The sequence below is a fragment of the Terrabacter sp. Root85 genome (assembly GCF_001429185.1).
Classification (GTDB): Bacteria; Actinomycetota; Actinomycetes; order Actinomycetales; family Dermatophilaceae; genus Terrabacter.
Genome location: NZ_LMIW01000001.1, coordinates 833,391 through 859,579, shown reverse-complemented (window position 1 = coordinate 859,579; position 26,189 = coordinate 833,391). Strand labels below are relative to the sequence as shown.

The window sequence follows — 26,189 nt, the reverse complement described above, 5'->3', positions numbered from 1 at the left end:
CTGGTCGCGACACATCACTCAACGACGAGACGCGAGAGGTGGGACCCATGGCGACAGCACGCAAGCACCCGGACGGCGCGGCCTCGGCGGGCGCCACCATCTACTCCGTCGCCGAGCGCGCCGGCGTCTCGATCGCCACCGTCTCCCGCGTCCTCCAGGGCGCCGGCACCGTGTCGTCGACGACGGCCCAGAAGGTCCTCGACGCCGTCGACCAGCTCAACTACGTGCCGCTCGGCGCCGCCCGCAGCCTCGCCGTGCGCCACCACGAGGCACACGGTCTTGTGCTGCCCGAGCTCACCGGTCCCTACTACTCCGAGCTGCTCATGGGCTTCGAGTCGCGGGCCGCCGAGCTCGGCCAGAGCGTCACCCTGATGCTCACCGACGGCAAGGCCGACCTCGCTCGCGCCGTGCGCCAGCTCGCCACCCGCGTCGACGCCATCGCCGTGCTCGGCTCGGCCGCCATGCCGCCCGCCGTCGCCCGGGCCCTGCACGGCCAGAAGCCCGTCGTCATCATCGCGGGCACGCCCCAGGAGGGCATCGAGAGCGTCCGCGCCGAGAACGCCCACAGCGCCGAGCAGCTCACCGAGCACGTGCTCGCCCACGGACGCACGCGCCTCGTCTTCGTCGGTGACCCCGAGGGCGCACCCGACATCGCCGAGCGCCACGCCGGCTTCGTCGCCGCCCACCGGGCGCGCGGCCTCGAGCCCGCAGCCCCCGTCCGCGTCCCGTTCCGCGAGGGGGAGGGCGAGGCCGTCGCCGAGCGCATCCTCGCCGGCGAGATCGAGGCCGACGCCCTCGTCTGCGCCAACGACGAGCTCGCCCTCGCGATCATGAGCCACCTCCAGGACGCCGGCCGCGACGTCCCCGGCGAGATCGCCGTCGTCGGCTGGGACGACGTCATGACGTCCCGCTACGTGCGCCCCGGCCTCACCACCGTGCGCCAGCCCGTCCACGAGCTCGGCGTCATCGCCGCCGAGCGCCTGCACCAGCGGGTCTCCGGCGCACTGCCGCGGCTCGAGCCGCAGATCCTGCGGACGGAAGTGGTCATCCGCGGGTCCTGCGGCTGCCCCACCCGCTGAGCGCGACCCGCCAGGCTCCTCCACCGCCATCCCCCTGCCCCCGTCCGTTCCTCCCCAACCCTCGACACCGATGTCGGAGACACCCGAGAAAGTGAGACACCGATGAGACGCACCACAGCCATCACGGTCGCGTGCATGACTGCCGCGGCCCTCACCGTGACCGCCTGCGGTCGCAGCGCCGAGAACGGCGGCACCACCGCCGGTCAGACAGGCGCCGCGGTCAGCACCGGCAAGGCCACCGGCACGATCACCGTCTGGGCGATGGGTGCCGAGGGGGACAACCTGCCCAAGCTGACGAAGGACTTCGAGGCCGCCAACCCCGGCGTCAAGGTCCAGGTCACGGCCATCCCGTGGGATGCCGCGCACGACAAGTTCACGGCCTCGATCGCCTCCGGCAACACGCCGGACGTCGCCATGGTCGGCACCACGTGGATGGGCGAGTTCGCGAGCAGCGACGCCATCGACCCGACGCCGGCGCAGATCGACACGTCCGCCTTCTTCGAGGGTGCGCAGAAGACCACCGAGGTCAACGGCACGTCCTACGGCATCCCCTGGTACGTCGAGACCCGCGTGCTCTTCTACCGCACCGACCTCGCCAAGAAGGCCGGCTACGACAGCGTGCCCACCGACGCGCAGGGCCTCAAGGACATGGCCAAGGCCATGCAGACCAAGGCCGGCGCGCAGTACGGCATCGGCCTCCAGGCCGGTGGCGAGGGCTCGTGGCAGACCCTCATGCCGTTCGCCTGGAGCGACGGCGCCGACCTCACGAAGGACGGCGGCAAGGCGTACAACTTCGACAGCCCCGAGATGGTCAAGGCTGCGAAGTACTACCAGTCGTACTTCACCGACGGCATCTCCAACAAGAGCGCCCCGGCGACCCCGACGACCGAGCCCGACTTCGCGAGCGGCAAGGTCCCGATGTTCATCTCCGGCCCGTGGATGATGTCCGCGGTCGAGAAGGTCGGCGGCGCCGGCTTCAAGGACAAGTACAACGTCGCCCCGATCCCCGCCGGCTCGGCCGGGTCGTCGTCGTTCGTCGGTGGCTCGAACTTCGTCGTCTTCAAGAACACGAAGAACCGCGACACCGCCTGGAAGTTCGTCCAGTGGCTCGCCGACCCCAAGGTCCAGTCGAAGTGGTACACCATCTCGACCGACCTCCCGTCGGTCAAGAGCGCCTGGCAGGACCCCGCGCTCGCCTCGGACAAGAAGCTCGCCGTCTTCGGCAAGCAGCTCGAGACCGCCAAGGCGCCGCCGTCGTTCCCGACGTGGGAGCAGGCCGTCAAGGGGCTCGACACCGAGATGGAGAAGGTCACCAAGACCGGCGAGGACCCGGCCACCGGACTCAAGACGGCCCAGCAGCAGGCCGAGTCCATCGGCACGGGAATGTGATCCGATGACCGCCCAGACCGGCACGACCGGGTCCCCCGCCGGACCCGTGACGCCACCTCCGGTCACCGCCCCGGGACGACCCGCGAACGGGTCGTCCCGGGGGGCGGGCGACGGAGGCTCCCCCGGCCGGGTCGGATCGGCCCGCCGTCGGGAGGGGCGGGCGGCCTGGATCCTCGCGATCCCCTTCTGCCTGCTCTTCCTCGCCTTCACCGCCTGGCCGGTGGTCCAGTCGCTCTTCATGAGCATCACGGACACCAAGGCCCGCGACCTGCGACACCCCTTCAGCGTCAACATCGTCGGCCTCGACAACTTCACCAAGGCGTTGTCGGACCCGACCTTCCGCAAGGCCGCCGCCAACACGGCGTACTTCGTCCTCGTCGGTATGCCGCTGACGCTCGTCGTGGCGCTCGCCGCTGCGGTCGCGCTCGACAAGGGGATCACCCGTTTCCGCGCGGTCTTCCGCCTCGGCTTCTACATGCCGGTCATCACCTCGATCGTCGCGGTGGCCGTCGTGTGGCGCTTCCTCCTGCAGGACCCTGGCGGTCTCATCAACACCGCCCTCGGGTGGTTCGGCATCACCGGTCCCAACTGGCTCGGTGACCCGAACTGGTCGATGCCGGCGCTCATCATGATGGCCTCGTGGCGCAACTTCGGCACGGCGATGATCATCTTCCTCGCGGGGCTGCAGGCCGTGCCGGCCGAGCTGCACGAGGCGGCCGCCATCGACGGCGCCAACGCCTGGAAGCGGTTCCGCCACGTCACGATGCCGCTGCTGCGACCGACCCTGCTCTTCGTCATGGTCACGACGGCCATCGGCTACCTCCAGTTCTTCGAGGAGCCGTTCGTCATGACCAAGGGCGGCCCGCTCAACAGCACGATCTCGCTGTCGATGTACACCTACCAGCAGTTCGGCTTCGGCAACTACGGTCTCGCGTCGGCGATGAGCTACATCATCTTCGTCGTCATCGCGATCGTCACGGCCCTGCAGTTCCGCCTGCTCCGAGAGAGGACCTGACATGTCCGTCGACACCGCACCGCGGCCGACCGGGCCGACCGCTCCGGCCCCGGCACCGAAGGCGAAGGCGAGCAGGACAGGGTCCGGCATGGTCGGCTCGAGCCAGGGCAGCCGCTGGTGGCTCTACGTGCTGCTGACCGTCGCGCTCGTCGCCGTCATCGCACCGTTCGTCTGGATGGTGCTCGGCAGCTTCAAGGGTGAGGGGGAGCTGCGCCAGATCCCGCCGACGTGGCTGCCCGAGAGCGCCTCACTCGACAACTACACGCAGCTGTTCAGCAAGCTGAACTTCGGACAGTTCTTCACGAACTCGATCGTCGTCGCCGTCGTCGTGACGGCCGGCAACCTCGTCTTCTGCTCGATGCTCGGCTATGCCCTGGCGATGCTCGACTTCAGGGGCAAGAAGGCGATCTTCATCGCGGTCATGGGCACGCTCATGATCCCGGGCGTCGTGACCTTCGTGCCGCTCTTCGTGCTCGTCGCGAACGCCGGACTCGTCAACACCCTGCCCGGCCTCTTCCTGCCGTTCCTCGTCAGCCCGTTCGGCGTCTTCCTCATGCGCCAGTTCATCCTCGGCCTGCCGAGGGACCTGCTCGACGCAGGGCGCGTGGACGGTGCCGGTGAGCTGCGGATCTTCTGGAAGATCATCCTGCCGCTCTGCGGTCCTGCGCTCGCGACGCTCGGCATCCTGACCTTCCTCGGCAGCTGGAACAACTTCCTGTGGCCGCTCGTCGTGGCGCAGTCCGAGGACAAGTACACCCTCCCGGTGGCCCTGGCCCTCTACTCGACCGGCCAGAACAGCACGAACTACGGGCTGCTGCTCGCCGGCGCCACCGTCGTCATCATCCCGATCCTCGTCGTCTTCCTCATCTTCCAGAAGCGCTTCATCGAGGGCATCGCCACCACCGGCCTCAAGTAGGCCTCCCACCCCGGAAACAGGAGCACTGCACCATGTCCGAGAAGAAGCTCTACACCCCCAGCCGCCGCTCGATGCTCGTCGGGGGCGCGGCCTCCGTCGCCGCCTTCGCGCTCGCACCGTCGGCGTCCGCGTCGACGACCGGCGCGCGCCAGGCGCCCGCCTTCCTGCGGTCGACGGGCCCGAATGCCGTCCGCTCCCTCGAGAGCGCCACGGTGCGCACGTGGGCGGCCGACACGTGGCGCAGCCTCGTCGCGATGACCGACCCGAGGACCGGTCTGCCGGCCGACAACATCCCCGCGTCGCTCGCCGCCGGCGACCGTTCGGGCTACACGTCGCCGACCAACATCGGTGGCTACCTCTGGTCGACCGTCGTCGCCCGCGAGCTCGGCATCATCACCCGTGGCGAGGCGTCGGCCCGCCTCATCCGCACGCTCAAGACGGTGGAGCGGATGGAGCACCACACGCCGAGCGGCATGTACTACAACTGGTACGACGAGGCGACCGCCAAGGCGCTGCACACGTGGCCGGACTCGGGCGACAAGGTCGTCCCCTTCTGCTCGAGCGTCGACAACGGCTGGCTCGGCGCCGCGCTGCTCGTCGTCGCCGGCTCCGACGCCGCGGCCGCTCCGTGGGCCAAGAGGATCTTCGGCCGGATGCGCTGGGACTCCTTCTACAACGACAACAGCGACCCCGCGCACCAGGTGCGTCCGGGTGGCCTCATCCACGGCGGCTTCTACCCCTACGAGGACGGTCGCCCCGGGGGCACCTACCAGGGCACCCACATCGGCGGCGACCCCGTCTGGCTCACGACGCACCACTACGACACGACGGTGTCGGAGACCCGCATCACGAGCTACCTCGGCATCATCACCGGCCAAGTGCCGGCCAAGCAGTACTTCGCGATGTGGCGCACCTTCCCCGCGACGTGCGACTGGTCGTGGCACGAGATGCAGCCGGTCGGCGAGAACCGCACCTACTACGGCCTCGACGTCTACGAGGGTGCGTACACCTACCGCGGCATGCACATCGTGCCCGGCTGGGGCGGCTCGATGTTCGAGGAGCTCATGCCCGACGTCTTCGTCGACGAGGCCGCCTGGGCGCCCCGATCGTGGGGTCGCAACCACCCGCTCCACGTCCGGGCGCAGCGGGAGCACGGGCTCATCGACGCCGGCTACGGCTACTGGGGCTTCAGCCCGTCGAGCAACCCCAAGGGCGGCTACCGGGAGTACGGCGTCGACGCGCTCGGGCTCAACCCGACGGGCTACATGTCCGACCAGGAGAGCACGAACTACGACCCCGGCTTCGGTGACTGCCGGGCGGCGACGAACCCGAGCCCGACCTACGGCGACGGCGTCGTCACGCCGCACGCGGCGTTCCTCGCGATGATGCACGAGCCGGACGAGGCGTTCACCAACCTCGCCAACCTCAAGGCCGACTTCCACTCCTACGACCGCGGTGGCTTCTTCGACGCCGTGGCCGTCCGGTCGGGGACCGTCGCCCGCCGCTACCTCTCGCTCGACCAGGCCATGGTCATGGGCGCCGCGGGCAACGTGCTCGGCAACGACGTCCTCCGTCGCGCCTTCAGCACCACGGCCGTCGAGCGCGCCCTGCGCCCGGTCATCGGTGTCGAGGAGTTCGGCGCGAGCCCGATCGCCTGACCCGCGTATGAACTTCCCGCACCGACGAAAGGCACACCCGTGCGCCCCGAGCTCTCCACCTCCGAGGACGGCGTCGCCTACCGCGACCTCAACGGCAACGGCCGGATGGATCCCTACGAGGACCCACGCCTGACCGTCGAGGAGCGGGTCGAGGACCTGCTCGGCCGGCTCTCCCTCGAGGAGAAGGTCGGTCTGATGTTCCAGACCGTCATCGAGGCCGGTTCGGACGGCACGGTGCTCGAGCACCCGGGCACCATCAGCAAGTCGCCGACGAGCACGGTCGTGCTCGACAAGCACCTCAACCACTTCAACGTCCACGCGCTCGCCGACCCGCGGATGGCGGCCCGGTGGAGCAACGCGCTGCAGGCGCTCGCCGAGCGCACGCCACACGGCATACCCGTGACGGTGTCGACCGACCCGCGGCACGCGTTCATCGAGAACGTCGGGGTCTCCTTCTCCGCGGGCGCGTTCTCGCAGTGGCCCGAGCCGCTGGGGCTCGCGGCGCTGCGCGACGCGGACGCGGTGCGGCGCTTCGCCGACATCGCCCGCCAGGAGTATGCCGCCGTCGGCATCCGGGCCGCCCTGCACCCGACGCTCGACCTCGCGACCGAGCCGCGCTGGGCGCGCCAGGCCGGCACCTTCGGCCAGGACCCCGACCTCGTGACCGAGCTCGGAGTGGCGTATCTCAAGGGTTTCCAAGGAGATTCGCTCGGTGCGGGCAGTGTCGCGTGCACGAGCAAGCACTTCCCCGGCGGCGGTCCGCAGAAGGACGGCGAGGACGCGCACTTCCCCTACGGCCGCGAGCAGGTCTATCCCGGTGGGCGATTCGCCGACCACCTCAAGCCGTTCCCGCCGATCATCGAGGCCGGCACCGCGGGGATCATGCCGTACTACGGGATGCCGGTCGACCTCGTCGTCGACGGCGTCGAGATCGAGCCGATCGGCTTCGGCTACAACAGGCAGGTCGTCACCGGCCTGCTCCGCGAGAAGCTCGGCTACGACGGCGTCGTCGTCACGGACTGGGAGCTCGTCAACGACAACCACGTCGGTGACCAGGTGCTCCCGGCGCGCGCGTGGGGCGTCGAGCACCTCGACCCGCACGGCCGCATGGAGCTGATCCTCGAGGCCGGTGCCGACCAGTTCGGCGGCGAGGAGTGCGTCGACATCCTCCTCGACCTCGTCGCCCAGGGTCGGGTCACCGAGGCCCGGGTCGACGAGTCGGCGCGCCGCATCCTCGCGGTCAAGTTCCGGCTCGGGCTGTTCGACGACCCCTACGTCGACGAGGACGCTGCCGCCACGACCGTGGGTCGGGGAGACTTCCGCGAGGAGGGGTATGCCGCCCAGGCCCGCTCGGTGACCGTGCTGCACAACGTGGACGATCGGCTCCCGCTCGAGCAGGGCCTGCGCATCTACGCCGAGCGCGTCTCACCCGAGGCGGTCGTCCGGCACGGCAAGCTCGTCGACCGGCCCGAGGACGCCGACGTCGCCGTCGTGCGGCTCAACGCCCCGTTCGACCCGCGGTCGGACCTCTTCCTCGAGTCGTGGTTCCACCAGGGCTCGCTCGACTTCCCGCCCGGCCTCGTCGCCCGGCTCGAGCGGATCGCCGCGGTCTGCCCGCTCGTCGTCGACGTCGTGCTCGACCGGCCGGCCGTCGTCACCCCGCTGCTGCGCTTCGCGTCGGCCGTCGTCGGCAGCTACGGCAGCAGCGACGACGCCCTGCTCGACGCCGTCACCGGCACCATCGCGCCCGAGGGGCGGCTGCCCTTCGACCTCCCGCGGTCGATGGACCAGGTGCGGGCGCACGGCGAGGACGTGCCGGGCTACGACGACGCGCTCTTCCCCTTCGGCCACGGCCTCACGATCTGAGGCGTGTTCGGGGCGGTCAGCCGGTGTAGCCCTCGACGGTGCGTTCGGAGCGCACCTCGGCGCCGTCGGGGTCCTGGCCGAACTCGCGCCGCGCCCGTCGCTGGCGCAGCAGGTCCCAGCACTGGTCGAGCTCGACCTCGACGCTGCGCAGTCGGGCGTGCTCCTCGTCGACGGTGATGTCGCCGGCCTGCAGGGCGGAGCGCAGCCGGTGCTCCTCGTCGATGAGTGAGCCGATGCGGTCCTGGATCGAGGGGTCGTCAGCCATGGGGCCACGATCGCACGGCCCCACGGGCGCCGTCGAGGGCTAGCATGTGGACAGTGACCACATTCGCGCTCGTCCCCGGCGCCGGTGGCGCCGCCTGGTACTGGCACCGGGTCGTGCCGCTCCTCGAGGACGCCGGCCACGAGGCCGTCGCCGTCGAGCTGCCCGCCGACGACCCGGACGCCGGGCTGCCGGAGTATGCCGCCCTCGTGACCTCGGCGGTCGAGGGTCGTGACGACGTCGTGGTCGTCGGGCAGTCGATGGGCGGCTTCACCGTGCCGATGGTGGCCGCGCGGCGGCCCGTCGCCGGCATCGTCCTGCTCAACGCCATGGTCCCGCTGCCGGGCGAGACCGCCGGGGCGTGGTGGGACGCCGTGCGGTGCGAGGAGGCCCGGGTCGCGGCGGCCCGCGCCGGTGGGTGGAGCGAGGAGTTCGACCTCGACACGTACTTCCTCCACGACGTCGACCCGGCGGTCGCGGCGAGTGGCGAGGAGCACCAGCGTCCCGAGGTCGAGCGTGCCTTCGAGACGCCGTGCGCCATCGACGCCTGGCCCGACGTGCCGATCTGCGTCGTCGCCGGCGCCGACGACCGCTTCTTCCCGGTCGACCTCCAGCGTCGCGTGGCGCGCGACCGGCTGGGACTCGACATCGACGTCGTGCCCGGCGGGCACCTGGCCGCGCTCTCGCACCCGGCCGAGCTGACGGCATACCTCATGGCTTCCGGCGGACATCGGGAGTAGGACTGGGGGTATGGGACGGCCCGTGCTCGGCGTGCTCTACGCGCTCGTGATGGTGGCCGTCGTCGTGGCCGTCGACGTCCTCTTCTTCCGGGACCACGTGTGGGCGCGGCTCATGGTCAACGTGGGCATCGTCCTCGTGTTCGGGGCCTTCTACCTGCGGTTCTTCCGATCCGTGTGACCGCGCCGCACGACGGGTGAGCGAGGTGCCCGCGTGCGAGGCTGGGCCCGTGATCGACGACTTCGCCAAGGCGTACCTCCACGACAACCTGCGATGGGTCCGGGCGTCCCTGCTGCAGAAGCTGGACGGGGTCTCGGAGTACGACGCACGCCGACCCCTGACGACGACCGGCACCAACCTGCTCGGCCTCGTCAAGCACCTCACGCTGTCCGAGGCGCGCTACCTCGGCGGCATCGTGGGCCGGCCCTTCCCCGAGCCGCTGCCGCAGTTCGACGACCCGGGCTTCGTGAGCCGGGACCAGCTGTGGGTCAGGGTGGACGAGTCGCGGGCCGAGGTCGTCGAGCGCTACCGCCGCGCCTGCGCCCACGCCGACGCGACGATCGAGGCGCTGCCGATCGACGCGCCCGGCCACGTGCCGTGGTGGCCCCGGCCGGACGTCATGCTCTTCAACCTCATGGTGCACGTCCTCACCGAGACCAACCGTCACGTCGGCCACGCCGACATCCTCCGGGAGCAGGTCGACGGCGTCGTCGGCGACGACCCGGTGTCGACGAGCGACGACGCGGCCGAATGGGCGGCCCACCGCGAGCGCGTCGAGCAGGCCGCTCGCGCAGCGGGATCCGGCGCCTCAGCTCCTAGGGACTGACGCCGGTCCGGGCTGCTCTTGCGCCGACCTTGCGGGATTCCTGCTGCTTATCGCGGCTGCCCTTGCGGCGACCTCGACACACTGGGGCAGCGGCGCCGGTCCCGGCGCCGTCACGTGACCGACCGTCCCCGGAGGACCGCCCATGTCTGCCCCCGCCCAGGCGCGCCGCACGCTGCTCGGTCGTGCCGTCCTGGTCGCGGTGGGAGCCGGCGCCGTCGTCCTCGGGGCCCAGTCGATGGAACCGGCGCCCACGCCGGCGCCACGCGCAGCGGCGGCCGTGAGCAGCGCACCGGCCGCGCCGGTCACGCCTCTAGCGGCGGAGAGCGACCTCGTGGACGCCAGCGTCTCCACGGGCCTGCGGCCCGTCACCCGGGCGCTCGGCGCCGTCGTGGCCGGACAGCAGTCGTGGGTGCGGATCCCGTGGACGACGGACGCCCCCGTCTGCTCGGTGGCCGTGACGGTGACGGCGGACGGTGCCGACGTCGGCTACCCGGTCAACACCGGCGGCTACTCCTCCTTCTACCGTCAGGACCGTCTCGCGGCATCCGTCCACGACTACACCGCCGTGCGCTTCCTCGTGCCGGCCTTCTCTGCCGCGAAGGTGGTCACGGCCGACGTCACGGCGAGCTACACGACGACGAGCGGCACGAGCACCGCGAGCACCGCGGGCGCCGCGGGCGCCACGGGCAAGGCGGGCACGGACGCCAGGGCCTCCACCCCCTGCGTCGGCACGAGCGTCACCCGGACCTACCGCGTCACGCTCCCGGTCCAGCCTCCGTCGGCCGCCCCCGCGGCCGCCCTGGCCGACCCGGCTGCGGCGACGTCGAGCTCGGCCGACTGAGCGCTCCGGCTCAGCCCTGGGTCGCCGCCGGGCGGTGCCGACGGGCCGGGACCCCGAGCGTCGTCTCGCGCGCCTCGAGCGTCCACGCCACCTCGACCTCCTCGGCGTCACCGCGCTCGCCGTCGATGCGGCGTGACAGCAGCTCGAGCGCGGCTCGCGCCAGGCCGGTGAGGTCGGGCGAGATCGTCGTGACCGTCGGGTTGGAGTAGCGGGTCTCGGCGATGTCGTCGAACCCGACGATGGCGACCTCGCCCGGCACGTCCACGCCGGCCTCGACGCAGGCGCGCAGGGCGCCGATGGCCATGAGGTCGTTGAAGCAGAAGACGGCGTCGGGAGGCTCGGGCAGCGCGAGCAGCCGTTGCATCGCGGCGTGGCCGTCGGCGCGCTCGAAGTGGGGCACGCCGATGACGAGGTCGGGGTCGTAGGGGAGGCCGGCGCCCTTGAGCGCCTGGCGGTAGCCGCGCAGACGAGCGGAGGCGGTGCCCCTCATCGTCTCGCGCCCGACGGCTGCGATGCGCCGGCGTCCTTGCGCCACAAGGTGTTCCGTGGCAGCTCTCGCGGCAGCGACGGAGTCGACCGCGATGTGGTCGAAGCCCGTGGGGACGGGCCGTTCGCCGAGCAGCACCATGGGCAGGATGTCAGCGCGCCGGCTGATCTCGTCGGGGGAGAGGGCGAGCGGCGAGAAGATGACGCCGTCGATGACGTGCGAGCGCATACCTTCGAGGACGACGCGCTCGGCGTCGGCGTCGCCTCCCGTCACGTCGAGCAGGACGATGAAGCCGAGGGCGGCCGCCTCCTCGGTGATGCGCGCCGCGAGCTCGGCGAAGTAGGGCGAGTCCATCGCCGGCACGGCGAGGGCGAGGAACCCGGCGCGGCCGTGCTTGAGGCTGCGCGCCGACAGGTTGGGGCGGTAGTGCAGCTCGGCCATGGCGGCCTCGACGCGCTCGCGCGTGCTGGCCTTCACGTGGGGGTGGTGGTTGAGCACGTTGGAGGCGGTCTTGACCGACACTCCCGCACGCTCCGCCACGTCCCGCAGCCGCGCCGCCAACCGTGCCTCCGTCCGTGCGGAGCCCTGTCCGGCTCCTGACTGCCCCTGAGTGCACCCGTGTGCCCCCGTCGAGGAACAGGCTAGCGCCCGGGGACCCGCTGCGTGATGACCTCGGGACACCTCTGGACACTTTTCGGTAACCGTTGTAATTTTCAGCCCAGATGCAAATGGGTAACCGTTGTACATCACGGTGCGACCCGACGCCGACGGTCAAGGAGGAGCGCATGGGACGAGCGACGGTGCGGCTGGACCCCGCCTTCACGGTGGGGCCCGTGCGGCCGAGGACCTTCGGGTCCTTCGTCGAGCACATGGGCCGGTGCGTCTACACCGGCATCTACGAGCCCGACCACCCCGATGCCGACGAGCTGGGCTTCCGCACCGACGTCGCGCAGCTCGTCCGCGAGCTCGGAGTCACCGTCGTGCGCTACCCCGGCGGCAACTTCGTCTCGAACTACCGGTGGGAGGACGGCGTCGGGCCCAAGGCCGACCGTCCCACGCAGCTCGACCTCGCCTGGCGCTCCGTCGAGACGAACCAGGTCGGCACCGACGACTTCGTCGACTGGGCCCGCGGCGTCGGCGTCGAGCCGATGATGGCCGTCAACCTCGGCACGCGTGGTGTGCAGGAGGCCATCGACCTGCTCCTCTACTGCAACGCCGAGACCGGCACCTCGTGGCCCGACCAGCGGGCGAAGAACGGCCACCCCGAGCCGCACGACGTGCGCGTCTGGTGCCTCGGCAACGAGATGGACGGCCCGTGGCAGATGGGCCACAAGACCGCCGAGGAGTACGCCCGGGTCGCCGAGGAGACCGCGCGCGCCATGCGCCGCGTCGACCCCGGCCTCGAGCTCGTCGCCTGCGGTTCGTCCAACCGCGGCATGCCGACCTTCGGCACGTGGGAGCGCGTCGTCCTCGAGCGCTGCTTCGACCTCGTCGACCACGTCTCGGCGCACGCCTACTACGAGCCCGTCGACGGCGACGTCGACTCCTTCCTCGCGAGCGGCGAGGACATGCACCGCTTCATCGAGTCGGTCGTGGCGACGGCTGACCACGTCGCCGCCGTCAAGGGCTCCGACAAGCGGATCATGGTCTCCTTCGACGAGTGGAACGTGTGGTTCCAGGAGCGCTTCCACGGCGAGAGCTCCCTCGAGATCCGCGAGGCACCCGAGCTCATCGAGGACGTCTACGACGTCACCGACGCCGTCGTCGTCGGCAGCCTGCTCATCACCCTCCTGCAGCACACCGATCGCGTCTCGATGGCGTGCCAGGCGCAGCTCGTCAACGTCATCGCTCCCATCGCCACCCGCCCCGGCGGCGCCGCGTGGAAGCAGACGATCTTCCACCCCTTCGCGCTCACGGCGAGGTATGCCCGGGGCACCGTGCTGCGCCCCGCCGTCCGCTGCGACGCGACCCCGACCCAGGCCTTCGGTCCCGTCGACGCGCTCGTCGTCACCGCGACCCACGACCCCGACACCGGAGACCTCACCGTCTTCGTCGTCAACCGCAGCCGCACCGAGACGGCCGAGCTGACGCTCGACGTCGCGGCCGCCGTGGGGGGCCACCCCACGGCATACGCCCTCGTCGAGCACCTCCAGGTGCACGACGACGACCCCTCGGCGACGAACACCGAGGACCACCCCGACCGGGTGACCCCGCGCCCGGGGGACGCGGCGGTCGACGGCACCGACGGCACCACCCTCACGGCAACCCTGCCGCCCATCTCCTGGCACTGCATCCGACTCTCCGAAGGGACCGTTCAATGACGAACACCACGCCCCGCCCCCAGTCACCCCTCACCCCGCTCTCGCGGCGCTCGATCCTGTCGGGAGCACTCGGGATCGCCGGCGTGGCCGGCCTCGCCGCATGCGGCTCCGGCTCGAGCGGCGTCCCCGGCCAGGCTCCTGCCGTGTCGGCCGGCGGGGGAGCGACCGGCTACAGCGGCCCGAAGGTGGCCCTCCAGTTCTGGAACGGCTTCACCGGTGGCGACGGCCCGTACATGAAGCGCCTCGTCGACCAGTTCAACACGGAGCACGCCAACATCGCCGTCAGCATGAACACGATGCAGTGGGCCGACTACTACGCCAAGCTCCCGGCCGCCGTCGCGGCCGGCAAGGGCCCCGACATCGGCATCATGCACGTCGACTCGGTCGCGACGAACGCCGCACGCAACGTCGTCCAGCCGCTCGACGACGTCGCCACCGCCCTCAAGCTCGACGAGAGCGACTTCGCGCCCGTGCCGTGGAAGGCCGGCGTCTACAACGGCAAGCGCTACTCGATCCCGCTGGACGTGCACCCGCTCGGCTTCTTCTACAACAAGAGCGTCATGGAGCAGGGCGGCCTCGACCCCGAGAAGCCGCCGATGACGGCCGACGACTACATGGCGGCCCTCGAGACGATGAAGGGCAAGGGCATCGAGGGCCACTGGGCCAGCCCGTTCCCCTTCACCGGCGGCCTGTCGATCCAGTCGCTCATCTACCAGTTCGGCGGCTCGCTCTTCTCCGACGACGGCAAGCAGGTGCTCTGGGCCGACGACGCCGGCGTCAAGGCGCTGACGTGGTTCCAGGACCTCGTCACGAAGGGATACTCGGCCGGGAAGATCGCCCAGGACGCCGACATCGTCGCGCTCCAGAACGGCAAGACCGCCTTCAACTGGAACGGCATCTGGACGATCAACACCCTCAAGGAGAAGTCCGGCCTGCAGTGGGGCGTGGCGCCGCTGCCCGACATCGGTGGCACCAAGGCCGCCTGGGCCGGCTCCCACCAGTTCGTCCTTCCGACGATGCGCACGCCCGACCCGAACAAGCAGGTCGCGGCCCGTGTCTTCCTCAACTGGATCAGCACGAAGAGCCTCGAGTGGGCCAAGGGCGGCCAGGTGCCGGCCCGCAACTCCGTCCGCGAGTCGGCCGAGTTCAAGGCCCTGACCGAGCAGGCGACGCTCGCCAGCCAGATCGACGACCTGCACTTCACGCCGGCCGTCGCCGGCATCGGCGACGCCATGCCGGAGTTCGACAAGGCCGTCAACGCCGCGGTGCTCGGCGGGCAGGACCCGAAGACGGTCCTGTCCGACGCAGCCGGCCGCGCGACGAAGATCCTCGAGGCCAACGCCAAGAAGTACGGCGGCTGACGCCATGGCTGTGACCACGACACAGCCCACGAGACCGCCTTCGGGAGCGACGCCTGCGCCGGGTGGGCGTCGCTCCCGGGGAGCGACATCCGGCATCCACGGGTCCCGGTGGACTCCCTACCTCTTCCTGTCGCCCTTCCTGCTCCTCTTCATCACCTTCGTCGCCGTCCCGGGCCTCCTCGGCATCTGGATCTCCTTGCACGACTGGGACTTCCTGCTGCCCAACAAGCCGTTCGTGGGGGGCCAGAACTACGCCGACCTCTTCGACAGCGGGTCGCCGCAGTTCGAGCCGTTCTGGAACGGCATGAAGGCGACCGGCATCTTCGTCGTCATCAGCGTGCCGTTCCTCGTGGTGCTGCCGCTGCTGCTCGCGATCCTGCTCAACCGTCGGTTCCCCGGACGCACGTTCTTCCGGGCCGTCTTCTTCGCACCGTTCGTGCTCGGGGTCGCTGTCGTCGGCCTCATGTGGCGCTACCTGCTCGACCCGTCGTTCGGCATGGTCAACGGTGTGCTCTCCGCGCTCGGCCTGCCGGGCGACACGGCGTGGACGACCGAGCAGCCGTGGGCGTGGATCTCGCTCGCGGCCGTCACCGTCTGGTGGACCATCGGCTTCAACGCCGTCATCTACCTCGCAGGCCTCGCCGACATCCCGGCCGAGCACTACGAGGCGGCCGAGATCGACGGGGCGACGGCGTGGCAGAAGCTGCGCTACATCACGATCCCCGGCTTGCGGCCCGTGCTCGTCTTCGTCGTCGTCACCACGGTGCTCGCCAGCGCCAACATGTTCGGCCAGAGCTACCTCATCACCAAGGGCGGACCGGGCGACTCGACCCGCACGGCGATCATGGAGATCACCGACCTCGGCCTCTCGCAGTACCGGATGGGCCAGGCCTCGGCGATGAGCTACGTCCTCGCGGTCTTCCTCGCCCTCGTCTCCCTCGTCAACGTCTGGGCCCTGAGGGAGAAGAAGTCGTGAAGCGCCGCAACGGACCACTCTTCTGGCTCGGCATGGGCGTGCTCAGCGTCATCTTCATCGGGCCGCTGCTGCTCGTGCTGCTCACGGCGTTCAAGTCGCAGAGCGAGTCGCGCACCGTGCCGCCGACGTACTTCCCGTCCGAGTGGAGCCTGCGCGCCTTCGACGTCCTCTTCTTCCAGGACGCTGCCAGCCCGGTGCTGCGGTGGTTCCTCAACTCGATGGCAGCCGCGACGATGCACGCCGCGCTCGTCCTCGTCGTCTGCTCCCTCGCCGGCTACGCCTTGGCTCGCATGGAGTTCCGCTTCAAGAAGGCGATCTTCGGCGCCATCATCCTCACCCTCTTCGTGCCGGGGTTCATCTTCCTCATGCCGAACTTCCTGCTCCTCGACAAGCTCGGCTGGCTCGACCAGATCTGGGCGCTCGTCGTGCCCGGAGCGGCGGGTGCGTTCGGCGTCTTCTTCATGCGGCAGTTCTTCATGGGCCTGCCCAAGGAGCTCGAGGAGAGCGCCCGGCTCGACGGCGCTGGGCCCTTCCGCACGTGGTGGTCGATCGTGCTGCCCAACGCGCGGCCGGCGCTCGTCACGCTCGGCGTGCTCAGCTACCTCGCCAACTGGAACGACTTCATCTGGCCGATCTACGTCCTCTTCTCGCCGGAGCGGCTCACCCTGCCCGCCGGCCTGAGTCGCCTCCAGGGCGCGTACACGATCGACTACCCCGTGGTCATGGCGGGCGCCATGCTCGCCGCGATCCCCGTCCTCGCGCTCTACGTCTTCGTGCAGCGCTACGTCATCGAGGGCGTCGCCAGCAGCGGCGTCAAGGGCTGAGGAGTCCGTATGCGTCCCCTGACCTCCCTGCGCCACCGTGCCCTGCGGCGCGGAACCGCCTGTCTCGCAGCACTCGTCACGGCCGTCGGTGTGAGCGCCGCGGTCCCGGCGGCCTCCGCGTCGGCCGGTCGGATGCCGTCCGCTGCCGCCCCATCGACCTACGACAACGCCGTCTCGGACGCGTTCTCGGACACCTTCGCCGACCCGTCCGTCATCCGCGGACGCGACGGCTGGTGGTACGCGTATGCGACGTCGGACCCGCTGCGCGCGGGTGACGCACCGGGCGCGATCCACGTGGCGCGCACCCGAGACTGGTCGAGCTGGGAGTATCTCGGCACGGTCTTCGACGCGGGCAACCGTCCCTCGTGGGCGACCGCGACGTCGGGCCTGTGGGCGCCCGACATCCGCTATGTCGCAGGACGGTACGTCCTCTACTTCACCGTGACGGACACGACCCTCAACCCCGGTGACGACTCCGCGATCGGTGCGGCGACGGCGCCCACCCCGGCAGGTCCCTGGACTCCCGCCCCCGCGCCGGCCGTCCCACCCCGGCCGGCGTCGGGTGGCGGGTTCCTCTGGACGTTCGACCCGGCGGGCTTCACGGACGTCGACGGCCAGCGCTACCTCTACTACGGCAGCTACTTCGGCGGCCTGTGGGTGACGAGGATGTCGGCCGACGGCCTGACCCCGGTCGGCCCGGCCACACAGGTCGCCGTCGACAACCGCTACGAGGGTTCCTACGTGGTGCGCCACGGCGACTTCTACTACCTCATGGGCTCGGCCGCGAACTGCTGCGCGGGTCCGACGACGGGCTACTCCGTCTTCGCCGGTCGCTCGCGGTCGCCGCTCGGGCCGTTCGTCGACGCCGAGGGCACCTCGCTCCTCACGTCGCGCGTCGGCGGCACGACGGTCCTGACGCAGAACGGCAACCGCTTCGTCGGCGCCGGCCACCACGCCGTCGTCACGGATGCCGAGGGGCGCGACTTCATCGCCTACCACGCCATCGACCGGACGAACCCTTGGCTGACGACGACCTTCGGCATCAACCGTCGACCGATGCTCCTCGACCGCCTCGACTGGGTCGACGGCTGGCCGCGCACCCGTGCGGGCGCCGGACCCTCGGACACGCCCCAGCCGGCGCCGTCGCTGGCCTCCGGGCTCGGGGTCACACCGACCGACCCGTCCGCGAGCGGCTTCAGGGGTCTGGGCGCGGGGCCGACGGATCCCGTGGCCGGGCGGACGGCCCTCGTCCACGGCACCGCCTCGACGACCGCCTCGGCCCCGACCGGCCCGATCCACGTGCGCCTCGACCACCGCGGCACCGAGCCGCTCCGGGTCCTGCTCGGTCGCGACCCCGCCGTCAAGGTCACGCTCGACCCCAAGGGCGCCCGGCTCACGGCCCAGGTCGAGCGGGACGGCACCGTGCGCTCGTCGACGACGGCGCTGTCCCCGCTCCCGACCGGGGCGTGGCGCACGCTCACCGTCGAGGCGACGGCCGACGGGCTCACCGCCGAGGTGACCGAGAGCGACCTCGCCGACGTCGTGGCCCGGGTGCAGGTGTCCGGCGACACCAGGCCCGCCGCCGCCCCCGTACGCCTCAGCAGCAGCAACGCGGTCGTCGACAACGTCGTGGTCAACCCGGCAGCCACGGACGCAACCGGCCTCGCGCCCGTGCCCGTGGCCGGGGCCCTGCTCGAGTCCGAGGAGTTCGACGACCCGAGCCTCGCCGGCTTCACGTGGGTGCGGCGCAACCCGGCCGTCACCGTCTCCGGCGGCAGCCTGCGCTGGCCGGTCGAGGGCGCCGACCTCGTCGGCGGCGGCAACACCGCGAGCGTCCTGCTCCACGACACCCCGGGCGACGGCGACTGGATCGCCGAGGCGAGGACGACGCTCGACCTCGGCGTCGGCACCGTGCGCAACTACCAGCAGGTCGGTCTCGTCGCCTACGAGGACGACGACGACTTCGCGCGCCTCTCCAACGTCGCGATCTGGAACACCCGGCAGACCGAGTTCGGGCGGGAGACCGCCGCCGACCCGGCCGCTCCCGACGGGCCGACGAGCTACGGCGGTGCCGTCATCGGCACGTCGGCGACGACGCTGTGGCTGCGGCTCGCCCACCACCGCAACGCCGCCGGCGAGCACCTCTACCGGGCCGGCACGAGCCGCGACGGCGTGCACTGGACGTGGGGAGCGACGTGGACGTTCCGCACCGACACCCACCCGCGCATCGGGCTCGTCGCGCACGGCGGGGCGAGCCCGGCGGTCACCGCCGAGGTCGACCACCTGCGGTTCTACGCGTCGAGCTGGCCGGCCGACCCGGGCGCCGGATGAGGCGCACCCTCATCCGCACCACCACCGTCGCCCTCGCAGCCGTGCTCCTCGTCGGGTGCGGGGGCGGGGCCCCGACCAGCCTGTCCACCAATCCCGGAGGCACCGTGACCACCCCCGCCACGCAGGCAGCACCGGCCGCGACCAATCCGGTCTGGCCGAGCAACTTCCCCGACCCGCAGATCCTCCCGGACGGCGACGGCTGGGTGGCCATCGCCACCAACGGCAACGGGATGAACGTCCAGACGCTCGTCAGCGACGACCTCGCCACGTGGACCCAGGGCAGTGACGCCCTGCCCGAGCTCGCGTCGTGGACGACACCCGGCAAGGTCTGGGCGCCCGAGGCGCACCGCTTCGGCGACCGGTGGGTCATGTACTACACGACGATGGCGCCGGACCCCGCCATCCAGTGCATCGGTCTCGCCGTCGCCGACGACCCCAAGGGCCCGTACCGCGACACGAGCGGCAAGCCCCTCGTCTGCGAGCAGGACCAGGGCGGCTCCATCGACGCGTCACCCTTCGTCGCGTCGGACGGCACGGCATACCTCTACTGGAAGAACGACGGCAACGCCGTCGGCAGGGACACGTGGATCTCCGTCCAGCGACTGTCGGCCGACGGACTGCGACTCGAGGGCGAGCCGAGACGCCTGATCCGACAGGACCTCCCATGGGAGGGCCAGCTCGTCGAGGCGCCCTTCGTGTGGGAGCGGGACGGCGTCTTCCACCTCTTCTACTCCGCCAACGACTACGGCAGCGACCGGTACGCCGTCGGGCACGCCACGGCGGCGTCCCCGACCGGGCCCTTCACGAAGGACCCCGATCCGGTGCTGACGAGCAGCGACGTCGCGGCGGGCCCGGGCCACTGCGCGCTCCTCGAGAAGGACGGGCGCGTGCTCATGGTCTACCACGCGTGGGCGCCCGACTCGATCGGCTCGGAGGTGCCCGGCCGGACGATGTGGCTCAGTGAGGTCACCGTCGCCGGGAAGAAGGTCTCGGTCACGCCGCCGGCGACGCGGCTGCCGTCCGGCTTGTGAGGTCTGCGGTGTATCAACCACCTCTGAAGAGGCTCTGAGTGTCAGGGGAAACGGTGCGGGGCAGGGGGGCTGCCCCGCACCACACCCCGAATCGCTTGGGCGGCTGGCCCGTTGAGGTACGTTAACCGCCATCAGGGCCCGGGATCGCAGACCTGATCAGTCGCGAGCCGGGCCCTCAGGCGTGCTCTTCGGGCGTGCCCGGGCCGTCAGGTCGGCCGGCTCACGTGCGGGCCTCGGCGAGCACCTTGCCGGTGCCGGTGCGCACCTCGAGTGCCTGGATCTCGTTGGGTCGCAAGGCCGTCGCGCCCGTGACGCGGGAGTAGCCGGCGGGGGTCGCCCGCCACGACGCGGCGGTCGTCGCCTTGCCGCTCCGGTCGATGACCCAGAGGGCGAGCTCACCGTTGGTCGGCATGTCCTCGCAGTTGACGTCGAGCTGGGTCCCCCAGCCGCGCGTCACGAGGGCGATGTCGATCCGGACCTGGCTGCCCGCGACGGCGGCCGCAGCGACGTGCGTCGTCGGCAGTGTCGGCGTGGTGGGTGTCAGCAGCTGTGGACCGAGCCAGGCGCCGGCGGCGAAGAGCACGACCGCGGCCGCGGCGGCCACGACGGACATCCACGCCCGACGTCGGCGGCGGCGTCGGCCGACCTCACCGAGCAGGGTGACGAGATGCTCGTCGTCGTGGTCGGTCAGGAGGGGAGCGGGTACGGCGACGGGGGTGTCGCTGAGGTGCGGCCCGCCCTCGGGGCCGGCGAGGTCGAGCAGACGCGGCATCCCGGAGACCTGGCCGAGCTCGGTCTGGCACTGCCGGCACGAGCGCAGGTGCTCGCTGAAGGCACGGTGGTCGTCGTCGGACAGGCCACCGAGCACGTACGCGCCGAGCAGCACGTGCAGGTCGTCCGATCCGGTGGTCATCTCGTCACTCCCATCTCGTCGAGGATGACGCGCAGGTTGCGCACGGCGTAGTAGGCCCGCGACTTCACGGTGCCCTCGGGCACCCCCACGCGGGTGGAGGTCTCGGCGACGGTCAGGCGTTCGAAGTAGAGGTAGCGCACGATCTCTCGGTGGTTGGTCTGGAGGCGGCCGAGGGCTTCCTCGACGAGCACCTGGTCGAGGGCGCGGTCGAGGGCGGAGTCCGCCTCGGCCACGTCGACGAGCTGCGCCTGCTGGGGGCGCCGGCCGGCGGCACGGTGCTGGTCGACGATGAGGTGGCGGGCGGTCGTGATGAGGTAGGCGCGCAGGTTGTCGGCCTCGGGCGCCTGCTTCCACACGCGCAGGATGACCTCCTGGACGATGTCCTCGACCCGGTTGGCGTCGCTCGTCGCGCGCCAGACGACGCGTCGCAGCATCGGCCCGTGCTCGCGGTAGATCTCAGCGACCGCCTCGTCGTCCAGCGGCATCCCGCAGCCACCTCCTCACTGGTGCTCCACCGTCCAGAGACGCCTGCGCGGCGCGTCAGGTTCACTCTGTCAACCCCTGAACCGTCTCACGCCGGGAGACGTATCCGACATGGACGCCACCCGGGCGTCGAGATCGAGGAGGTCATCATGATGCGAACCCGATCCATCAGCACGACGGCGCTCGCCGCCGCGGTCCTGGTGCTCACGACGGCCTGTGGGTCGTCGACTCCCGAACCTGCCAGCCCGGCAGCCCCGTCACCGTCGGCCTCCACGTCCGCCGGAACTCCGGCCGGAGGTGGCGGCGCCGAGGTCGCCGAGCTCAAGACGGCGACCTCGTCCCTCGGGACGATCGTGACGGACGGCAAGGGCATGACGCTCTACATGTTCGACAAGGACACGAAGGGTGGCGCGACGAGCGCCTGCACGGGTCAGTGCCTGGCGGCCTGGCCACCGGCCCTCATGGGTGCGGCCGCGCCCACGGCGTCCGGGGTCACCGGCACGGTCGCTGCGATCGACACGCCGGACGGCAAGAAGCAGCTCACCCTGGGTGGATGGCCGCTCTACTACTGGGCCAAGGACACGAAGCCCGGTGACGTGACGGGGCAGGCGGTCAAGGACGTGTGGTGGGTGCTCGACGCCGCCGGGACACCGATCAAGACCAAGTCCTAGAACCTACGGGCGGGCCGGGTCGGCCTAGCGTGGGGCCATGTGCCCCGCCGACCTGCCGAACCCGGCCCAGCACCCCGTCACCGGCGGCCTCTTCCTGTCGCCGGTGCCGGCGGGCTCGGGCTGGCCGGGTGACCCGGCCACGTCCGAGACACCGGTCGCGGCCACCCCTGCGCAGGTGCGCCGACTAGCCACGGGTGCGGACGGCATACGCGAGCTCGATGCCCGCATCAGCGTGTGCCGCGCGTGCCCGCGGCTCGTCGCGTGGCGGGAGTCGGTGGCGACGGCGGGACGTCGCGCGGCGTTCGCCGACCAGCCGTACTGGGGGCGCCCCGGGCCCTCCTTCGGGGACCCGGACGCGGAGGTGCTCGTCGTCGGCCTGGCCCCGGCGGCCAACGGCACCAACCGGACCGGTCGGATGTTCACCGGCGACCGCTCCGGCGACTGGTTGTATGCCGCCCTCCACCGAGGTGGGTACGCGAGCCAGCCCACGTCGGTGGCCTCGGGCGACGGGCTCGTGCTGACGGGCCTGCGCATCGTCGCCGCCGTCCGGTGCGCCCCGCCCGCCAACAAGCCCACGACCGAGGAGAAGGCGACGTGCGCGGCGTGGCTCGACCGGGACCTCGAGCTCTCCGAGCCGCGGCTGCGCTCGATGCTCGCCCTCGGGTCCATCGCCTGGGACGCGGCGCTCGGGGCGGCCCGCCGCCGGGGGTGGGACGTGCCGAGACCCAAGCCGAGGTTCGGCCACGGTGCCGAGGCCGTGCTGGCCACCGACACCGGGCGGCGGGTGCGACTCGTCGGCAGCTACCACGTGAGCCAGCAGAACACCTTCACGGGCAAGCTCACCGAGACGATGCTCGACGAGGTCATCGCGCGCCTCTGACTGGCGCGCCGTCGTCGTGCTCGACGTGCCCGTCGGGGGACATCAGGGACGCATCATCGGCTGGTCCGGCAGCACCGGTGCGGCGTCGGCCCCGCACCGGCGACTACTCCGTCATCGGCGGCAACACCCGGTGTCGCTGCCCTCGACCATCGAGGGCCACGTGCCCGCGACCGGGTCGTGGGTGCGGAGCTCGAACACGCGTCGGGGGAGCTGGCGGCCGGCGTCAGCGGCTGGACCTGGGGTGTCGCGGCTGGCATCGGCATGACCTGGGTGCGTGAGGACGTGCGCGGGACCGGGCTCGGGGAGCGACTGCTCGCCGACTTCGAGTCCGAGGCGCGGTCGCGTGGCTGCAGCCACGTCTTCGTCACGTCGTTCACGTTCCAGGCTCCCGGCTTCTACGAGAAGCAGGGCTATCGCGAGATCTTCCGCTGGGAGGGCGTACCCACGGCGGACGCGGCCGACGTGCACTTCCGCAAGGAGCTGTGACCGTCAGGCGACGCAGCCGAGGTCCAGTGAGTGGCCATGCCGTCACCGTAGGAGCGGATGCGGACGCTCGGCGTCGTCGACGCGAGGCGGAAGTCGGCGGCGCTGAGGAGGGGCGACGATGCGCGGCCGGCGGTCATGGGCGAGGGTGGGGGTGTGGAGCCACGCAGCGTTCGCCCGTACATCGTCGCCCTCGGCCTGCTCTGGATCGTCCCGGCCGTCCTCGTGCTCGTGCTGCACCTGACGCTCCCGGACTACAACGCCTCGGGGCAGTGCACGGGTCTCGGCTTCGGCTGCGCCCCGGCTCCCTCGGACGCCGTCCTCTTCCTCGGCTACCTGGCGGCCCTGCCTCTCTTCCTCCTCGGCATGGTGGCCTGCCTCGTCATCGCCGTCGTCCGCGGCCGTCGTGACCGGCGCGCCGCAGGCCGTGACGAGGGCAGGACGGCTCACGACCCCGCGGACGTCGACCCCCAGGTTTGACGCTGTCGGTGCTTCGACGTCAGAGGCCGTCGACGAGCAGCAGGGGGTCGATCCCCAGGACTGCGAGCATCCCGGCTGTGGCCAGCGCACCGGTGACCACGGCGATCAGCAGAGCCGTCAGCACCCGGGGCCACGCGGCGGCCCGCGTCCGGAGGGCCAGTCGCGACAGGCCCAGCGCGCCGAAGACGTTGGTGCCGATGCCGACCGCCAGCGCCAGCTCGTAGCGGTCGACGTCCGGCTCGTCGACCGAACCGAGCCCCGCGACGGAGGTGAAGCCGAAGGTCAGGGCGTGCATGACGAGCAGCGCGAAGGCCAGACCGACCAGGAACGCCGTCGTCAGGACGCCGATGGCCAGTGACCACCACGGCAGGCTGAGTCCCCACCGGCCCTCCGCCGACTCTGCCGCGCCCATGGGCGCCATCCTCGCGGCTCACTGTCGTGGACCGCGTCCGTATGCGTACTCGACCTGGGCGGTCGGGCGCTCTCAGAGGTGACGCGAGTAGCCGAGGAGCTCGGGGCAGGGCGCGAACGAGCTCCTGCTGCGCTCGCCGGTCGGCCGCCAGCCGTGCTTCTCGTAGAAGCGGCGTCCTCGGCCGTTGCCGGTGAAGACGCGGAGCCGGGCCTGCGTGACCCTGCCGCCACGCAGGTGGTCGAGGACGTCGTCGTGCGCGAGCGTGGCCAGGCCCGTGCCCCAGTGCTCGACGGCGATGCCGAAGTGCAGGAACTCGTCACCACGGGTGGCGGCGAAACCGGCGACCGCGTCGTCGCGCCCGACCACGAAGCAGTCGGTCCCCGGGAGGTCGATCTCACGCAGCCAGCGTTCGGCGATCGCCTCCCGTGGGAACGGGTGCTCGTCCTGCGAGAAGACGTCGGCCAGCCCGAGGACCGCGCCCGGCTCCTGGACCGCGACGACCGCCGGTACGTCTGCCGCGGTCATCTCGCGGAGAACGTTCTGCCGTGCTCCGTAGCGGTGAAGGTTACCGTCGACCCACCGCGTCGGTTCGTCCCCTGTCGCGTGGGGAGTATGGCGCACGCAGGCGCCGCGGCGTGACGAACCCGCATGGCATCGAGCAGAGCGATGGGTGATGATCGTGGTGACTCGCTGACCCGCCGACGTGTCAGCCTCATCGCACGACAGGGGAGTTGAGGTCCACATGTCCGACGTCTCAGCCACAGCACTCAGGGGCCGTTTGCGCTCGTTCTTCGACCGGGGCGGCTTCTGGAGGCTCTTCCCCCTCGTCGTCGTCTACCTTGCGATCTACCTCGGCGCGGGCCTGCTCGCGTCGAGGGTCTTCGCCCGACAGAGTGAGGAGGAGCTGCTGACGACCGTCGGCAGCGTCTTCGTCGACGTCACCTTCGCGCTCATCGTCGGCGCTGTCGTCCTCGGCGTCTTCCTGTGGGCGATGGGCTGGACGCGCGAGATCTTCGGCCCGCAGCCGATCGGTGGGTCGCGGTGGATGTGGCTGGGCCCGATCCTCGTCACGATCCCCATCGTGCTGCGCGTGATCGGCCCGGACTACGGGAAGTACGGCATCGCCGTCATCGTGCTCACGATCGTGACGGGGTTGCTCGTCGGACTCGTCGAGGAGGTGCTGACGCGCGGCATCGCGGTCAAGATGCTGCGCGATGCGGGTCACTCGGAGCGCGTCGTGGCGCTCGTCTCCTCGTTGGTCTTCGCGGCGCTCCACTCGGTCAACCTGCTGAGCGGTCAAGCGGTCTCGACCGTGGGCGTCACGATGGCCTACACGTTCGGGTTCGGTGTCTGCATGTACCTCACGATGCGCGTGACGCGATCGATCATCCCGGCGATCGTGCTCCACGGGCTGACCGACCCCTTCGTCCTGCTGTCGACGGGTGGCATCGACGAGGTGGGCACGAACGGGACCCAGAACACCCTGCTGACCGTCGCGGGGTCGTTCAGCTTCATCATCATCGTCGCGGGCCTGATCCTCGTGTGGTTCGTCCGAGGACGCGTCGTGGAGCGGACCGACGTGACGGCCGCTGAGGGGATCGGCGCCACACAGGCCTGATGCCGATGTGGGCCTGAGCCCCGTTCGCGTCAGGCGGCCGCGCCCTCAGGTCGGGGTGAAGTCGACGAGGTGCAGGTGCAGCGTGCCACCGGAGGGCGCGGGATAGCGGCGACCGAGTCGGGCTGGTGGTCTGCGGCGGTCCGGCTCGTCTGACCCGTCCGACCCGTCTGACCCGTCCGGTTGGTGGGGGTCGGGGGCCAGGGTGAGCCGGTGTGGCGGGGGTGGTTTCYGGGGTGGGCCGATGAGCAGGCCGGTGTCGGTGTGGAAGGTGAGGCCGTCCGGGTGGGTGGGGTCGCCGGTGAGGGTGAACTCGCCGCGGTGGTGTCCG

At 71.1% G+C, this 26,189-nt stretch carries 27 protein-coding genes and 1 pseudogene; 21 read left to right on the top strand and 7 right to left on the bottom strand.

The features are described from left to right. Positions 1–47 precede the first annotated feature (47 nt). From ASE25_RS04075 to ASE25_RS04050, 6 genes are all read left to right on the top strand, one after another. The gene (locus ASE25_RS04075) at positions 48–1,079 is read left to right on the top strand and encodes a LacI family DNA-binding transcriptional regulator (RefSeq protein WP_056822965.1); all 1,032 of its coding nucleotides are present in this window, start codon (positions 48–50) and stop codon (positions 1,077–1,079) included. 102 nt (positions 1,080–1,181) lie between these two features. Then, on the top strand, positions 1,182–2,468 hold the full coding sequence (locus ASE25_RS04070; protein ID WP_056822963.1) for a sugar ABC transporter substrate-binding protein: 1,287 nt from the start codon (positions 1,182–1,184) through the stop codon (positions 2,466–2,468). A 4-nt stretch (positions 2,469–2,472) separates the two neighbouring features. Continuing rightward, positions 2,473–3,483 (top strand): carbohydrate ABC transporter permease, encoded by a 1,011-nt coding sequence (locus ASE25_RS04065; protein ID WP_056822961.1) that lies wholly within the window; start codon positions 2,473–2,475, stop codon positions 3,481–3,483. Position 3,484: 1 nt separating this feature from the next. Further along, positions 3,485–4,399 (top strand): carbohydrate ABC transporter permease, encoded by a 915-nt coding sequence (locus tag ASE25_RS04060; RefSeq protein WP_082622672.1) that lies wholly within the window; start codon positions 3,485–3,487, stop codon positions 4,397–4,399. Between the two features lie 32 nt (positions 4,400–4,431). Then, the gene (locus ASE25_RS04055; protein ID WP_056779077.1) at positions 4,432–6,057 is read left to right on the top strand and encodes a glucoamylase family protein; all 1,626 of its coding nucleotides are present in this window, start codon (positions 4,432–4,434) and stop codon (positions 6,055–6,057) included. Between the two features lie 39 nt (positions 6,058–6,096). Then, positions 6,097–7,923, top strand: coding sequence for a glycoside hydrolase family 3 protein (locus tag ASE25_RS04050; RefSeq protein WP_056822958.1), 1,827 nt, complete (start codon positions 6,097–6,099; stop codon positions 7,921–7,923). A gap of 16 nt (positions 7,924–7,939) precedes the next feature. Here the strand turns inward: ASE25_RS04050 and ASE25_RS04045 are convergent, their stop codons facing one another. Continuing rightward, entirely contained in the window at positions 7,940–8,188 is a 249-nt protein-coding gene (locus tag ASE25_RS04045) for a DUF2630 family protein (protein WP_020141871.1), read from the bottom strand. Positions 8,189–8,241: 53 nt separating this feature from the next. On the opposite strand from ASE25_RS04045, the gene ASE25_RS04040 reads away from it, so the two are divergent. From ASE25_RS04040 to ASE25_RS04030, 4 genes are all read left to right on the top strand, one after another. Further along, entirely contained in the window at positions 8,242–8,925 is a 684-nt protein-coding gene (locus ASE25_RS04040) for an alpha/beta fold hydrolase (RefSeq protein WP_056822954.1), read from the top strand. Positions 8,926–8,935: 10 nt separating this feature from the next. Continuing rightward, positions 8,936–9,103, top strand: a complete 168-nt coding sequence (locus ASE25_RS23135; protein ID WP_200958960.1) for a hypothetical protein — start codon at positions 8,936–8,938, stop codon at positions 9,101–9,103. 49 nt (positions 9,104–9,152) lie between these two features. Beyond that, complete coding sequence (locus ASE25_RS04035) at positions 9,153–9,749, top strand: DinB family protein (RefSeq protein WP_056823852.1); 597 nt, start codon at positions 9,153–9,155, stop codon at positions 9,747–9,749. A gap of 142 nt (positions 9,750–9,891) precedes the next feature. Next, a complete protein-coding gene (locus ASE25_RS04030; RefSeq protein ID WP_056822951.1) occupies positions 9,892–10,590 on the top strand; it encodes a hypothetical protein in 699 nt (232 codons plus the stop codon). 10 nt (positions 10,591–10,600) lie between these two features. Here ASE25_RS04030 and ASE25_RS04025 read toward each other — a convergent pair whose 3' ends face one another. Beyond that, complete coding sequence (locus tag ASE25_RS04025) at positions 10,601–11,617, bottom strand: LacI family DNA-binding transcriptional regulator (RefSeq protein ID WP_255358373.1); 1,017 nt, start codon at positions 11,615–11,617, stop codon at positions 10,601–10,603. Positions 11,618–11,862: 245 nt separating this feature from the next. Here ASE25_RS04025 and ASE25_RS04020 point away from each other — a divergent pair, with 245 nt between their 5' ends. Genes ASE25_RS04020 through ASE25_RS03995 form a run of 6 tightly spaced genes read left to right on the top strand, consistent with a single transcriptional unit; the run spans position 11,863 to position 19,921 of the window. Continuing rightward, positions 11,863–13,398, top strand: a complete 1,536-nt coding sequence (locus ASE25_RS04020; RefSeq protein WP_056822944.1) for an alpha-N-arabinofuranosidase — start codon at positions 11,863–11,865, stop codon at positions 13,396–13,398. Beyond that, the gene (locus tag ASE25_RS04015) at positions 13,395–14,759 is read left to right on the top strand and encodes an ABC transporter substrate-binding protein (RefSeq protein WP_056779059.1); all 1,365 of its coding nucleotides are present in this window, start codon (positions 13,395–13,397) and stop codon (positions 14,757–14,759) included. Before ASE25_RS04020 ends, ASE25_RS04015 begins: the two co-directional genes overlap by 4 nt. 4 nt (positions 14,760–14,763) lie before the next feature. Next, positions 14,764–15,735: a carbohydrate ABC transporter permease gene (locus tag ASE25_RS04010; protein WP_056779056.1), complete on the top strand. Its 972-nt coding sequence runs from the start codon at positions 14,764–14,766 to the stop codon at positions 15,733–15,735. Beyond that, a complete protein-coding gene (locus tag ASE25_RS04005; protein ID WP_056822941.1) occupies positions 15,732–16,559 on the top strand; it encodes a carbohydrate ABC transporter permease in 828 nt (275 codons plus the stop codon). Before ASE25_RS04010 ends, ASE25_RS04005 begins: the two co-directional genes overlap by 4 nt. A gap of 9 nt (positions 16,560–16,568) precedes the next feature. Then, positions 16,569–18,890 (top strand): family 43 glycosylhydrolase, encoded by a 2,322-nt coding sequence (locus ASE25_RS04000; RefSeq protein ID WP_082622671.1) that lies wholly within the window; start codon positions 16,569–16,571, stop codon positions 18,888–18,890. Continuing rightward, a complete protein-coding gene (locus tag ASE25_RS03995) occupies positions 18,887–19,921 on the top strand; it encodes a glycoside hydrolase family 43 protein (protein WP_056822939.1) in 1,035 nt (344 codons plus the stop codon). Before ASE25_RS04000 ends, ASE25_RS03995 begins: the two co-directional genes overlap by 4 nt. A 220-nt stretch (positions 19,922–20,141) precedes the next feature. Here the strand turns inward: ASE25_RS03995 and ASE25_RS03990 are convergent, their stop codons facing one another. Both ASE25_RS03990 and ASE25_RS03985 read right to left on the bottom strand, forming a co-directional pair. Then, positions 20,142–20,834, bottom strand: coding sequence for a zf-HC2 domain-containing protein (locus ASE25_RS03990; RefSeq protein WP_056822938.1), 693 nt, complete (start codon positions 20,832–20,834; stop codon positions 20,142–20,144). After that, positions 20,831–21,319 carry a sigma-70 family RNA polymerase sigma factor gene (locus tag ASE25_RS03985; RefSeq protein ID WP_020141884.1) on the bottom strand — a complete coding sequence of 163 codons (489 nt, stop codon included), beginning with the start codon at positions 21,317–21,319 and terminating at the stop codon, positions 20,831–20,833. Before ASE25_RS03985 ends, ASE25_RS03990 begins: the two co-directional genes overlap by 4 nt. Before the next feature lie 147 nt (positions 21,320–21,466). On the opposite strand from ASE25_RS03985, the gene ASE25_RS03980 reads away from it, so the two are divergent. The 4 genes from ASE25_RS03980 to ASE25_RS03965 all read left to right on the top strand — a co-directional run bounded on the left by ASE25_RS03980 (position 21,467) and on the right by ASE25_RS03965 (position 23,831). Next, a complete protein-coding gene (locus tag ASE25_RS03980) occupies positions 21,467–21,988 on the top strand; it encodes a hypothetical protein (protein WP_056822936.1) in 522 nt (173 codons plus the stop codon). A gap of 37 nt (positions 21,989–22,025) precedes the next feature. Further along, entirely contained in the window at positions 22,026–22,868 is an 843-nt protein-coding gene (locus ASE25_RS03975; protein ID WP_056822933.1) for a uracil-DNA glycosylase, read from the top strand. A 177-nt stretch (positions 22,869–23,045) separates the two neighbouring features. Next, complete coding sequence (locus ASE25_RS03970; protein ID WP_235508528.1) at positions 23,046–23,354, top strand: GNAT family N-acetyltransferase; 309 nt, start codon at positions 23,046–23,048, stop codon at positions 23,352–23,354. 153 nt (positions 23,355–23,507) lie between these two features. After that, positions 23,508–23,831 (top strand): hypothetical protein, encoded by a 324-nt coding sequence (locus ASE25_RS03965; RefSeq protein WP_157623305.1) that lies wholly within the window; start codon positions 23,508–23,510, stop codon positions 23,829–23,831. A gap of 19 nt (positions 23,832–23,850) precedes the next feature. Here the strand turns inward: ASE25_RS03965 and ASE25_RS03960 are convergent, their stop codons facing one another. Both ASE25_RS03960 and ASE25_RS03955 read right to left on the bottom strand, forming a co-directional pair. Further along, positions 23,851–24,243, bottom strand: a complete 393-nt coding sequence (locus ASE25_RS03960; protein WP_056779034.1) for a hypothetical protein — start codon at positions 24,241–24,243, stop codon at positions 23,851–23,853. Positions 24,244–24,315: 72 nt separating this feature from the next. Beyond that, complete coding sequence (locus ASE25_RS03955; RefSeq protein ID WP_056822928.1) at positions 24,316–24,768, bottom strand: GNAT family N-acetyltransferase; 453 nt, start codon at positions 24,766–24,768, stop codon at positions 24,316–24,318. Between the two features lie 217 nt (positions 24,769–24,985). Here ASE25_RS03955 and ASE25_RS03950 point away from each other — a divergent pair, with 217 nt between their 5' ends. Next, positions 24,986–25,861 carry a CPBP family intramembrane glutamic endopeptidase gene (locus tag ASE25_RS03950; RefSeq protein WP_056822926.1) on the top strand — a complete coding sequence of 292 codons (876 nt, stop codon included), beginning with the start codon at positions 24,986–24,988 and terminating at the stop codon, positions 25,859–25,861. Between the two features lie 45 nt (positions 25,862–25,906). Here the strand turns inward: ASE25_RS03950 and ASE25_RS23375 are convergent. Continuing rightward, positions 25,907–26,189: pseudogene (locus ASE25_RS23375) on the bottom strand (HNH endonuclease); the annotation flags it as partial.